At 38.6% G+C, this 11,961-nt stretch carries 10 protein-coding genes; 5 read left to right on the top strand and 5 right to left on the bottom strand.

Features of this window, described 5'->3' with window-relative positions; translation table 11 throughout:
* Positions 1 to 40 precede the first annotated feature (40 nt).
* The 3 genes from HWQ49_RS06555 to HWQ49_RS06545 form a co-directional block, all read right to left on the bottom strand.
* Positions 41 to 2,122: a glycoside hydrolase family 3 protein gene (locus HWQ49_RS06555; protein ID WP_394810765.1), complete on the bottom strand. Its 2,082-nt coding sequence runs from the start codon at positions 2,120 to 2,122 to the stop codon at positions 41 to 43.
* A gap of 603 nt (positions 2,123 to 2,725) precedes the next feature.
* Positions 2,726 to 3,442 (bottom strand): CpsD/CapB family tyrosine-protein kinase, encoded by a 717-nt coding sequence (locus HWQ49_RS06550; RefSeq protein WP_188206804.1) that lies wholly within the window; start codon positions 3,440 to 3,442, stop codon positions 2,726 to 2,728.
* Positions 3,423 to 4,166 carry a YveK family protein gene (locus HWQ49_RS06545; RefSeq protein ID WP_188206803.1) on the bottom strand — a complete coding sequence of 248 codons (744 nt, stop codon included), beginning with the start codon at positions 4,164 to 4,166 and terminating at the stop codon, positions 3,423 to 3,425. The genes HWQ49_RS06550 and HWQ49_RS06545 overlap by 20 nt, the downstream gene beginning before the upstream one ends.
* Before the next feature lie 414 nt (positions 4,167 to 4,580).
* Between HWQ49_RS06545 and HWQ49_RS06540 the strand changes: the two genes are divergently transcribed.
* The 4 genes from HWQ49_RS06540 to HWQ49_RS06525 all read left to right on the top strand — a co-directional run bounded on the left by HWQ49_RS06540 (position 4,581) and on the right by HWQ49_RS06525 (position 8,357).
* Positions 4,581 to 5,351 carry a C40 family peptidase gene (locus tag HWQ49_RS06540; RefSeq protein ID WP_188206802.1) on the top strand — a complete coding sequence of 257 codons (771 nt, stop codon included), beginning with the start codon at positions 4,581 to 4,583 and terminating at the stop codon, positions 5,349 to 5,351.
* A 140-nt stretch (positions 5,352 to 5,491) separates the two neighbouring features.
* Positions 5,492 to 6,241, top strand: a complete 750-nt coding sequence (locus HWQ49_RS06535; RefSeq protein ID WP_188206801.1) for a (Fe-S)-binding protein — start codon at positions 5,492 to 5,494, stop codon at positions 6,239 to 6,241.
* Positions 6,225 to 7,646, top strand: coding sequence for a LutB/LldF family L-lactate oxidation iron-sulfur protein (locus HWQ49_RS06530; protein WP_188206800.1), 1,422 nt, complete (start codon positions 6,225 to 6,227; stop codon positions 7,644 to 7,646). The genes HWQ49_RS06535 and HWQ49_RS06530 overlap by 17 nt, the downstream gene beginning before the upstream one ends.
* A gap of 39 nt (positions 7,647 to 7,685) precedes the next feature.
* Positions 7,686 to 8,357 (top strand): LutC/YkgG family protein, encoded by a 672-nt coding sequence (locus HWQ49_RS06525; RefSeq protein ID WP_188206799.1) that lies wholly within the window; start codon positions 7,686 to 7,688, stop codon positions 8,355 to 8,357.
* A 92-nt stretch (positions 8,358 to 8,449) separates the two neighbouring features.
* Here the strand turns inward: HWQ49_RS06525 and HWQ49_RS06520 are convergent, their stop codons facing one another.
* Positions 8,450 to 9,262, bottom strand: a complete 813-nt coding sequence (locus tag HWQ49_RS06520; protein WP_188206798.1) for a zinc ribbon domain-containing protein — start codon at positions 9,260 to 9,262, stop codon at positions 8,450 to 8,452.
* A gap of 239 nt (positions 9,263 to 9,501) precedes the next feature.
* Here HWQ49_RS06520 and HWQ49_RS06515 point away from each other — a divergent pair, with 239 nt between their 5' ends.
* Positions 9,502 to 10,914 carry a zinc ribbon domain-containing protein gene (locus HWQ49_RS06515; RefSeq protein ID WP_188206797.1) on the top strand — a complete coding sequence of 471 codons (1,413 nt, stop codon included), beginning with the start codon at positions 9,502 to 9,504 and terminating at the stop codon, positions 10,912 to 10,914.
* A 24-nt stretch (positions 10,915 to 10,938) separates the two neighbouring features.
* Here the strand turns inward: HWQ49_RS06515 and HWQ49_RS06510 are convergent, their stop codons facing one another.
* Positions 10,939 to 11,958, bottom strand: a complete 1,020-nt coding sequence (locus tag HWQ49_RS06510; protein ID WP_188206796.1) for an acyltransferase family protein — start codon at positions 11,956 to 11,958, stop codon at positions 10,939 to 10,941.
* Between the last annotated feature and the right edge of the window lie 3 nt (positions 11,959 to 11,961).

The raw sequence follows: 11,961 nt of genomic DNA, 5'->3' as shown, positions 1-11,961 counted from the left end.
TAAACGGTAGGTGGGGGAGCCCACCTTATCGCTGTTGCGTTTAGTAACTTAAGCCATGCCCGAATTCATATAAAACATCACCATCAATAGTCGGGATCGTTACCGGTAGTGTTCCAGTTGGCTGATTTTCTCCAAAAATGGTCGCTGCAGTAGCTGCAAAACTTGCCTGGTTGAATCCGAATTGTGCTAGATAACCATCAACGTTCGGATAAGCCATAATGTCATAAGGGTTACGAATTCCTACGGCGATGACCGGTGCATCGGTCATATCTGGCAAGGAATTAATAAGCTCCATTTCCGGATGGTCTGGTGAACGCCCGTTGACATTAAATGTATAAGATCCAGCTATAACGGCCTCAGCATTTTCGATGGTTTCAAGTTGATCATCGGTTAAGCTACCGCTAGTTTGGATAACAGTAGTGTTGTCATGGTAGGATTCTACTGCGTCACCAAGGTCATCTATGAAGCTATTACCAACAACAACCACTTCACCATCTACATCTTTTGAAAGTGGCAAGGCGTGGTCTTCATTTTTAACTAGAGTAATAGAATGTTCGGCTGCTTCTTTTTCCACCTGTTGATGTTCCTCTGCACCCACTACTTGTAAAGCATTATCAATTTTATCTTCAACCGGTTGTGGATTTTCCTGCTTGATAATTCCACGTTCAAGTTTTAAAGTTAGTATTCTCTCAACAGAAGCTTCAATTCTTTCTTCTGAAATGTCACCATTGTCGATCGCATCTAGAAGCCCGTCTGCGACTTCTTCTAAACCAACAGGCATTAAGACGATATCACTTCCTGCTTCTACTGCACGAATCGCCGCATCTACAGGCCCAAAGTGATCAGTGATCGCATTCATGTTCATCGCATCAGTTGTGATCACGCCATCATACCCCATGTCTTCACGAATTAATTCGGTTAACACTTTATGGGATAAAGTTGCTGGTAACGCAATTTCCTCACCTGTTGCTTCAGAGGTAACTTTCGTATCATCGATTTGTGGGAAAGTCACATGTGCTGTCATGATCATATCCATGCCAGATTCCATAGCTTGCTGAAATGGGTAAAGCTCTACCTGTTCTAACCGTTCACGATCATGTGGAACTTCCGGTAGACCTAGGTGTGAGTCGACATCTGTATCTCCATGACCTGGAAAATGCTTTCCTGTGGCTGCAACACCAGCTGATTGTAACCCTTCAGTATAGGCAATCCCTAAATCAGCAACCAAATCAGGATCTTCGCCAAAGGAACGGACACCAATCACTGGGTTATCCGGGTTATTGTTGACGTCCATGACAGGTGAGAAATTAATGTTAATACCAAGTGAATGGAGCTCTTGACCAATTGCTTGACCGACATCATAAGCTATGTCCTCTGAGCCTGTTGCTCCAAGGGCCATATTACCCGGCATGTCTGTTCCTGATTGTAGGCGAGTGACGATACCACCTTCTTGGTCAATCGTCATCATTAACCCGAATTTCTCTGCAGCTTCCTGGTAATCGGAAACAAGCTGAGCTGTTTGTTCAGTGGTTTGGACATTCTCAGCAAATAAAATGACACCACCTAAATGATAATCCTTAACGAGTTGCTCAATCTCCGGCAACATTTCCGTGACGTTTTCTCCATCCCAGTTACGGAAGTCCGGCATCAGCATTCGACCAACTTTTTCTTCAATAGTTAATTCATTTAAAGCATGCTCGATAAGATCATAACGATCGCCTTGTTGTTTGATGACTTGAAGTTCTGACACGGGTTTTCCCTTTTCAGATGCATGATCTGGGTCGACCTTATAATCGATGGTAATCTGGTCTTCATAAGTTCCGTTAGTCACTTTAATAAATGTACGACCATTTTGACCAGTTAAAGTGACATTTCCATCTTGATCGACTTCAGCAACATTTTCGTTCGTAGAAGACCACTTAACGTCTTCTGAAACTTGTGTGAAATAGCCTTCGTCATAAACGTTTAGCGCGTTAAGTTGAATATTATCTTGGTTGATCTCCACCTGTGGGACATTTTGAAGAATGATTAAATCGTTAACCGATTCCTCAGCAAACACTTTCTTAGATAAGGAACCAGTCATCTGTGAAACAATCAGCATTAAAACTAGAAATGAAAACATAACGGTTTTAAACTTTTTCATTCAATTAACACCACCTTAGAAGGTTAATAGAGTTAAATACTGGGTAAACCTATTCTTGGTGTAATGAGTGAAGTTCCTTTGTAGAGTTTAGTGAAGGGTCAGTTGAATTTTATGGATAGATGATTAGTAAAGCGCTTACACTCTGAGGTAAAATAAAATTTCACCTCCTTTGAAAGTTAGTGAACAGAAAATTCAGAATAAGATTAACACTATGTTTTGTAGCCTGTCAAACCGGCCATATGTGCACAACCATGTTAATTTTAGGCTATAGTCTCAGGGAAAAATAAATAAATCTGTTGAAAAACTTCGAATCTGACATTCGAAAGTCTTAAAGTGGTTGATTAACTGTAAAAATCTATCAAACTACCATGAGAAAAGGCTTAAATTTATGGGGGTTAAAAAATGAGAGGTATGATAAGGGAAGTGAGTGTTGACGGTCTTAATAGTGGGCTTAAACGCCGGAAAGGGAACGCGAAGGTCGGACCGAGAGCCCTGAATGCCGGAAAAAGTTGATGGAGGTCGACTAGATATTTTTGACGAATAGGCCCACCCCTTAATCCGGGAGGGCCAAACTCATCAAATTTAATAGCCATAATAATAGTAGTAATTTCCACTCTTGATATCTCGATCATTGAGAACGGTGCCTAGTATGTTGGCGTTGGCTTGTTTGAGTAGCTCCTTGGCGCGTTTGGCTGAGGCGATTTCGGTTTCTTTACTTCTGATGACGAATAGGACACCGTCAACTTGATTGGCAAGTATTTGTGGGTCGGTGACGGCTAGGATGGGTGGTGTGTCAAAGATGACGAGGTCATAGGTTTGTTTGCTTTGTTCGATTAAGTCTTTCATCGCGTTAGATGCTAATAATTCTGATGGATTTGGTGGAATGGGTCCACTTGATATAATGTGTAGGTGATCTTCGTTAACGCCCTGGACGGTTTGGAATAGTTGGTAATCACCAACAAGAATGTTACTCAGTCCAATAATGTTGTTGATGCGAAAAGTATAGTGGACGGTTGGGTTGCGCAAGTCAGCATCAACGAGTAAAACCTTCTTTCCTTGTTGCGCAAATGCAATAGCAAGGTTGGCAGAGGTCATACTTTTACCTTCTGATTTATTGGATGATGTAACGACGATTGATTGGAGGTCACGATCGACTGCTGAGAATTGAAGGTTGGTTCTTAAGGTTCTATACTGCTCGGAAATAGCTGATTTAGGTTGATCACGTGTAATTAGAGTCCTAGGGTTTATTAGATCTTTTTTTGAACGCTGTTTGGTTAATTTACGAAACAACTTTCTCATCCTTTCTAAATTCATTAATGACAGAAGGGTGGTCGGATTCATCAATACCCTCGATCGTTGAAATGACTCCTAGCATTGGTAAATCGAGCGTTTCTTCTAAATCAGCTTCCGTTTTAATCGTTTGGTCGAAGTATTCTAGTAGAAAGGCAAGGCCGATACCAATCATCATACCAAGGATCATGGCGATTGCTAGATTCAAAGTTAGGTTCGGGCTGACAGGTGAAGGATCACTTTGATGGACAGCTTCTGATAGGACGCTGACATTATCCACGTTCATATAGTTTGGAATATGTTCTTTAAAAGTTGATACAGTGGTGTTGGCCAGTTCCACTGCTTGTGCGTGGTCAGAATCGGTTATTTTCACATTAACGACTTGGGAATTTTCAGCATGACTGACATTGATTTGACTGGCTAATTGACTAGTGGATAAATCAAGGTTCAATTCATTAATGACTAAATTAAGGATAGCTGGACTCTGGATGATCACATTATAAGTGTTGATTAACTCCACATTCGTCCTAATTTCCCCTTGGGTAATCTGTTGTTGATTCTGTTGATCGGATTGGTTGACGATAAATTGTGAATTGGCTTCGTACTGAGGAGTCATATAGAAGGTAGTTAAACTGAAGCTGGTGGCTATTGCAACCAGCGTTATAGCTACTATCATTTTTAACCGTTTTTTTAAAACCGCGCCGATTTCCTGTATGGTTATAGTGTTTTCCATCTGTTCGTTCCTCCAATTTAAAAATAATTGACCCATCATCACATTGCGACAAAGAATTTGATCAAGTTATGTTATGTTTAAATATAGGTCAAAGATCATACCACAAGAATGATCAAAAAGACATAAATAATATCAATTTCTTTACACTTATATAATTTCGTTACTTTTTTTGAAAATCCTATTAAAAACTTCAAATAATATTTTGATAATGGTCAAATACTTAGGTTTACTACCCTTTTGAAGAATCCAAATAAAGTTGTACAGTAACCTCGCTCACAACAAGGGCGAGGTTTTTTTAACGTTTAATTGATTAGACCATCGGAGGATACAAGCCCATTTTCACATCAACATGCACGGATTGTTTGAAATGCCTATATCTTGTATTAGATGACATACTTGATGAGGTGTTTCGTAATGAGTCATTCCATTGTTAGTGGAACACATAGTGATGGACTATTAACGGTTAAAGTGGATGTTAAGCGCGCGAATTCAGCGATGAAGTATCTGAAGGTTTACAAAGGGGATTCGCTAATTGCGATATTTCCACCGATACCACAATTTCATCTTGGCAACGAAGACCGTGAACCTGTAACCGTTATTTGTGTCTTTAATGATGGGTACCGATTAAAAACATTGATTAGTCCAAATGAACAATCGGGTGAAAAAGAACGTGAGCGAGTGTTTAAGCCCGGTGATATTTTAGTGGCTTGTGATAACGCTTGGGAGGAGATGCCACCAGGCTATATGGGTCACTCAGCTATTGTCGTTGATGAGAAACATACGGTAGAAGCTAATGTATCTGACCCTGAAGTGAGAATGGAGCTAATTGAGGATTTTATAGACATTCATCCAATGTATATGCATATCAGATGTAAAAATCAAGAAGCGGCACAGAAGGCTAGTAACTATGCCGTCAACTATTTACGAATTTACAACGGCTGTAAAGAGCAGGACTTACCTGTTCCACCATTTTCGTTTTCGCCATATGTCCCATTGGATGATCCATGGAGCGCGATCTATTGCTCGAAACTCGTCTGGCTTTCATACTATTACGGTGCAGGAATCAAAATAGAAAATGATCACTTCTTGTTTGCGCCAGAAGATATCGCCACCAAATTGGAGAATGATCCGAGATTTGAAGTTTTGTATAAACATAAAGATTTTGAATTCAAGATTGATTTGTAGTGTAAAGTCTACGCTCGTGTATGAGCGTAGTTTTTTTTGAGCGTCTATATTAAATAAAGAAAATTCAAAAAGTATTGTTTTAAATAGCTAACCAAGTTATTCTTAATAAAAACGACGTTAGGGAAGAAGGTGATGAACCTATGCGTGTTTCTCTTTTTATCACGTGTTTATCTGACATTTTCTATCCTGAAGTGGGTAAGGATGTTGTTGAGGTTTTAGAAAGGAATGGCTGTCAGGTTGATTTTCCGATGAATCAAACTTGTTGTGGCCAGCCGGCTTTTAATAGTGGATATCGGACTGAGGCAAAAGAAAGTGCTAAGCATATGATTTCAGTTTTTGAAGATGCAGAGTATGTCGTTTCGCCTTCGGGGTCTTGTGTCGCGATGTTAAAGGAATACCCACACTTATTTGATGAGGGTTCCGAGTTAAGAAAAAGAGCTCAACAACTTGCGAATAAGTCCTATGAATTCACTCAGTTTTTGGTTTATGTCTTAAAGAAGGATGATGTTCAGTCTTCTTTCCATAAAAAGGTTACCTACCACACTTCTTGTCACATGACACGTTTATTGGGGGAGAAGGAGGCTCCTTTTAGGCTGATGGAACATGTAGAAGGGATGGAGTATGTGCCTCTTCATAAGTCTTATGAATGTTGTGGTTTTGGTGGGACCTTTTCGGTTAAAATGCCGTCTATTTCAAATGAAATGGTTGAGGAGAAGGTTAGGAACATTGAGGAGTCTGGAGCCGATTATCTCATTGGTGCAGACTGTAGTTGTTTAATGAACATAGAAGGGAAGCTTAAGCGTAAGGGAAGTCATGTTGAGGTGATGCATATTGCAGAGTTATTGAATCATTCTTCAAAGGAAGGTGACCATCATGGGAATGAAGATTAGTGATCAGTCGTTTGAAGATCGTACAAAGTCAGGAATTGAAGATTTATTTATGCGTGAGAATGTTCAAAGTGCTCAGGATCGGCTAAGGTCAGCACGACTAAATGCGGCAGAGGACATGGGTGATTGGGAAGAGTGGCGCAAGATGGGTGAAGACATCCGTAATCATACGATCCAACATTTAGATTACTATTTAAAACTGCTCAGTGATAAAGTGAGTGAACTGGGTGGTCATGTTCATTTTGCTAGGACGCCTGAGGAAGCTAATGAGTATATTACCCAGATTGCTGAGGAGAAAAAGGCGAAGAGTGTGGTTAAATCCAAATCGATGGTTACTGAAGAGATAGGGATGAATGAAGCCTTAGAAGCTGTTGGCTGCGAAGTTCTTGAAACAGACTTAGGTGAGTATATTTTACAAGTTGACGAACACGATCCACCTTCACACATTGTCGCACCTGCGTTACATAAAAATAGAGAACAAATTCGGGATGTCTATCAGGAGCGGCTGGGTTATGAAGGGACTGAGGAGCCTGAAGAATTAACCCGTTTTACTAGAGAGCAATTAAGAGAGAAATTTATGAAAGCGGATATCGGGATTACAGGTTGTAATTTTGCGATTGCAGAGTCTGGTACGGTTTCGCTTGTAACTAATGAGGGGAATGCACGGCTAGTCTCAACGGTCCCAAAGACACAAATCACGGTAATGGGAATGGAAAGAGTGGTGCCAACTTGGAAGGAATGGGAAGTGCTCATTACTTTGTTAGCTAGAAGTTCAGTTGGTCAAAAACTAACCACTTATGTGACAGCGTTAACGGGGCCACGTCAGAAGGGTGAGGTCGATGGTCCAGACGACTTTCATTTAGTGATTGTTGATAATGGGCGATCTAAGATTCTAGGAACTGAGTTTCAAAGTATTTTGCATTGTATCAGATGTGCAGCTTGTATTAATGTTTGTCCAGTATATTCCCATGTGGGTGGTCACTCGTATGGATCGATTTATCCTGGACCAGTAGGAGCGATTCTTTCCCCACTATTAGGCGGTTATGAAGATTATAAAGAACTACCTTACGCCTCTTCATTGTGTGGAGCTTGTACTGAGGCGTGTCCGGTTAAAATCCCATTACATGAACTGTTAGTCAGACACCGTGAGAACATGGTTGAAAAAGAAAAGAAAAGTGAAATGTCAGAGAGAATGTTAATGAAAATGTTTAAATTTGGCGCGACACATCCTAAATTCTATCAGCTAGGTGTAAATGCTGCAGAGAAGGTATCCCGTGAAAAAGATATTAAACGTGGACCAGGTCTTATGAATAATTGGACACAATCGAGGGACTTTCCAGCACCGAAAAAGGAATCGTTTCGGAAATGGTATGCTAATCGTAAACAAAATGGAAGGTCTTCGTCTTAGATAACTAGAATTAAAACCACTTTAAAGTAGGTGATTCGTTTGAATGGAAAGATTCACAATCGTGAACGTTTTTTAGATGAAGTGCGAGAAAATCTAAATAAAACGCTAGATTCTGACCGCCCTTTGCGTAAATTCACTAACCCACTTGCTAAATCTAAAAGTCAATTATTCAGTGAGGAGCAATTGGTTGAAGAGTTTACGGATCAAAGTGAGCGACTAGGTATTGAGTGGTTTAGGGTAAATAAGTCGGATTTGGCCCAGAAGATTAGTGATATTTTAGCGCGTTTTGACACGATGAGAGTTTCAGTTTGGAATGATCAAGAAACAAGATCTATGGTTAAGGGTTTACCTGATAACTACGAAATTCTATTCGAAGGTGATTCTAATCAAGTGTTAGGGCACGCTGAGACGGCTGATTTTGGTATCACCACGTGTGATTATGCGCTTGCAGAATCAGGTTCAGTTGTCCTTATGAATAGTCGAGACAAAGCTAGGGCTATTAGTTTATTACCGAAACGATATATCGCCTTGGTACCTAAAGAGAGATTAATTTATCGAATAACTGATGTTGCCAAGGAAGTTGATGAAATGGATCAGGTGCCAACATGTATTAACTTTATTTCTGGTCCAAGTAATAGTGCCGATATCGAGATGGACCTCGTTGTGGGGGTTCACGGTCCTATGGAAGTATTCTATATCATAGTTGATTGATCGGTTAAGTTAAGACAATTAGGTTAAATAGTAAAGGGTAGATCCTACCACTCAGTCTACATGACTATAGGATCTACCCTTTTTATACTATCTTATATAATCCACCCGATCGTATCTAGTAAATTTTCTAAATAAATACGGAATAAAATGTAGATGATAAAGGATGTGATGATATAACTACCGATACTTAGGTAAATAATCTGACTGTTTTCATTGGTTTTGATTAAATGATAAAAGCTCAAAATAACAGGTGCTAGGAATGTGAAAACGAATAAGGCAATCGATACAAGTAGAAAAGTCAATTGAACAGATGTACTTAGCCCTGTTAAGATGGAAAGAATAGATAATATCGTAAAAGGCACAGCTAATGCACCATATTGAGCTAAGATGGTTGTAAAGGAAAGATTGACTTTACCTATTTTTAAAGTAATCCATAACCCTGCAAGTCCAGAAGCGATAATTAGTAACGCCCCGAATACTAAGCGAGTCGTTATTTGGAAGAACGGTAAGGATTCACTCTCCCCATCAACAAATCCAAATCCACCAAATGTTTGTTCAAATAACCCATTCAATAAGAAGTATAAGCCCAATGATAGCGTAATAGAAAGAATAACTAATGTAATAATCCCGTTTAGATAGCTTTGGTCAGATTTCTCTAAAGCTAGGTTTGGATTTTTGAGAATGTTCTTGAAGAAGTCAAAATAGTTCTGTGTATGTGCTTTAATGTTGTCTAGTTGATTATTTTGACCTTGCTGTTGATTGTTTACTTGAGTCTGCTCCAATTGTTCATTAGGTAATGAACCTGGATTTCCTTCTGTGTTATGTAAGTTTTCTAAAGGCGTTCCACATTCTTCACAAAACTTACCACTAACTTGTTGGTGTTGACAATTTTTACAAGTTAACATAAATTCCCCTCCCTTTGTCCTATTAAACGCATAAAGAAATTATACCAAAGTTCGACAAGTTTTCCAGAAAAAAATTGATTATTTAAACTAAATAAACAGTTAAGTCACGTTGTAAGGGGGAAGGGAGAGCTTGATCAAACAAGGGATGGTGAAAAAGGTCTAGTTAGATTTTTTGTACCTTTGATTAGGTATAAGGTCATGCTATAATTTGTCTGTTAGAAAAAGAAGGGAGATACAGCATGAAATATTGTCGTTATTGTGGTAATGAGGTGAAAGAGACGGCCAAGTTCTGTCATTCTTGTGGTGGATCTTTGAATCAACAACCACCAAAGGAAAATGTCAGAAAGAAGATGACTAAAAGGCAAAAAGTTATAACATCTTCTATTATCGGAATTTTGGCTTTTATGTTTATTGCTTATCAAATAGGAGCAAGCATAACGAGTAAAGAAGCAGTATTAGAGTCGTTTGAGGAGGCCTTAATAGAAGGTGATATCAATACGTTAGAAGGCTTATTGGTGTCGGCAGATGAACGAGTTGACATGAATACAGGGACCGTAGAATATATTGCTAGTTTAGTAGAACAGGCGCCTTCTTCTATTGATCCTATTATGGATGAATTTTATCGCCAGGCAGATGCCATCGAGGAAGGGAACGAAGACTACGGCCAAAACGAAATGATTCGATTGGTAAAGGACGGTAAAAGAGCGTTGTTGTTTGATCGTTATCAATTTGAGGTTCAACCTTTTTATGTGATCATTCAAACGAATTTTCCGGATACGGATATACGATTAGATGAGGAGGTTATTCATCGATTTAATGGTGAATCTGAGCCGTTTGAATTGGAGTATGGACCACTTTTACCCGGTCAGTATGAATTTGAAGCAAGGCATGAAGGTGAGTATACTACTTTAATGGCTAAAGAAGAAGTTGAACTAATAGGTCATAACGAATATATGAACGTCAATTTATATATGGATAGCCATTATGTTGATTTACATAGTAACTATTCTGATGCTGAGATTATAGTAGATGGGAAACCGACTGGGAAATCAGTTGAGGAACTTCCAACGTTAGGACCTGTACCAGATGATGGTTCGTTGGTTGTGCAGGCGACAAAATCGTTTCCGTGGCAAGACCAAATTTATTCTGAAGAGGTTGAAATCTTAGATCAATATTCAGTAAGTCTCGATATCAATCCAGTGAACCAGGACTTACAAGAGACGATTATTGATGTTGTTAGACAATACGAAATCGAATCAACAAAAGCATTTAAAGATAATAATCCGTCAGTTATAAATGTTCTCGGAGATGAGATGTTTAATGCTTACGAATCGGAAATCGAGAGTAATATTGAAGACGAAGTGAGTTATTATGGAAAAGGTGCTGATGAGATCACTTTCGACTTAAGTAGTTTTTCCTATAATGCAGATGATGATATATTGTTCGTTGATGTTCAGACAACTTATGTTGGTGATTATGCAAACGATGATGATGAAGAGTACATTGAATATATTATTAATGGCAACGACCTAGAATCAAGAGACGGCAAAAGAATGAGTCTTATTTATGAAGATGACTCATGGAAAGTGAATAACATGACAAATATATATTATTATTCAAGTCAAGATGATTATGTCGTTGAGATTGAATAAAGGTAAAGGAGGTCACCTAATCAATTAGGTGACCTTTTTAAATCTGATTGAATATTTCTCTATTATTTGTCCTTCAATCAGAGGCTTAGTCAGTCTAACGGTTGTTTTAGACCCTAAGACTGCTGTAATAATTGCACCGTAAACTAGAATGATTAAATAATCCCAGATTTCACCGAGAGCATCATATAAATAAAGCTCATATAGCCCTTCAATAATAGCTCCGTGTAGGATATAAATATACGCTGTTCGTTTGCCTAGTTTGGTAAAAAAGGTCTCTCGATCTGGTACGAAAGCAAAAAAACTAAAAGCCATTGTTAATGACAAACCATAGATTACTAGACGTAAGAATCCAGCATACCACTGATCGTAACCGAGTCCAGCGTATGGGGTATATCCAAACAACCATTCGAGTGATTCATTGGGTGCTAAAATATATTCAAAGGTTATATAGACTACTATAAATGAGGTGACGGCTGCTATTTTTATAAATCTCTTTTTAACCCATTTTAAGTGTTCTATATTTAGATAGTAACCTAATAGGAAAAATGGGAAGAACACGAACGTACGATGAATAGAAAGATAGTGCCCAAGTTCAGATATATAGCCAATGCCAACACCAAGTGCTATCGCTATTAATAGTGGGTATTTTATTTGTGTAAATACAAAAAGTAATAGATTCCAGAAAAATAGACTCATTAAAAACCATAACGTATATTGTGGTGATAATAGATAAAACTCAAAAGCCGGGTCATTATAAAGGAAGTAATAATAGGTTCCAAAGATAATTTGAAAGATAAAATAGGGAACTAGTAGTTTAATAGCAATCTTTTTTACATAACCCGGTTTCATAAATCCTTTGCTTAGAAAACCTGTTAATAGAATAAGTGCAGGCATTCTAAATAAACCTAAGATGTTATTAATCTCTTTAATGAACTGGTGATCATCTCTTATAGGTAAGACTAGATGTCCAATGACGACTAGGAAAACAAGTAGGAATCGAGCATTATCAATAAAAGGATCACGTGTCTTTTTGAATTCCTCCATAGC

Origin of the sequence: Alkalibacillus aidingensis (assembly GCF_014595945.1) — a bacterium.
GTDB lineage: Bacteria > Bacillota > Bacilli > Bacillales > Alkalibacillaceae > Alkalibacillus > Alkalibacillus aidingensis.
Note: the sequence above shows the minus strand (reverse complement) of the source record. Positions and strands in the feature narration are given on the sequence as shown.

Bases quoted from the DNA above. Each gene is read 5' to 3' on its own strand.
- HWQ49_RS06510 (WP_188206796.1), bottom strand. From the start codon at position 11,958: ATGGAGGAATTCAAAAAGACACGTGATCCTTTTATTGATAATGCTCGA.
- HWQ49_RS06535 (WP_188206801.1), top strand. From the start codon at position 5,492: ATGCGTGTTTCTCTTTTTATCACGTGTTTATCTGACATTTTCTATCCT.
- HWQ49_RS06555 (WP_394810765.1), bottom strand. From the start codon at position 2,122: ATGTTTTCATTTCTAGTTTTAATGCTGATTGTTTCACAGATGACTGGT.
- HWQ49_RS06530 (WP_188206800.1), top strand. From the start codon at position 6,225: ATGGGAATGAAGATTAGTGATCAGTCGTTTGAAGATCGTACAAAGTCA.
- HWQ49_RS06545 (WP_188206803.1), bottom strand. From the start codon at position 4,166: ATGGAAAACACTATAACCATACAGGAAATCGGCGCGGTTTTAAAAAAA.
- HWQ49_RS06550 (WP_188206804.1), bottom strand. From the start codon at position 3,442: ATGAGAAAGTTGTTTCGTAAATTAACCAAACAGCGTTCAAAAAAAGAT.
- HWQ49_RS06520 (WP_188206798.1), bottom strand. From the start codon at position 9,262: ATGTTAACTTGTAAAAATTGTCAACACCAACAAGTTAGTGGTAAGTTT.
- HWQ49_RS06540 (WP_188206802.1), top strand. From the start codon at position 4,581: ATGAGTCATTCCATTGTTAGTGGAACACATAGTGATGGACTATTAACG.
- HWQ49_RS06515 (WP_188206797.1), top strand. From the start codon at position 9,502: ATGAAATATTGTCGTTATTGTGGTAATGAGGTGAAAGAGACGGCCAAG.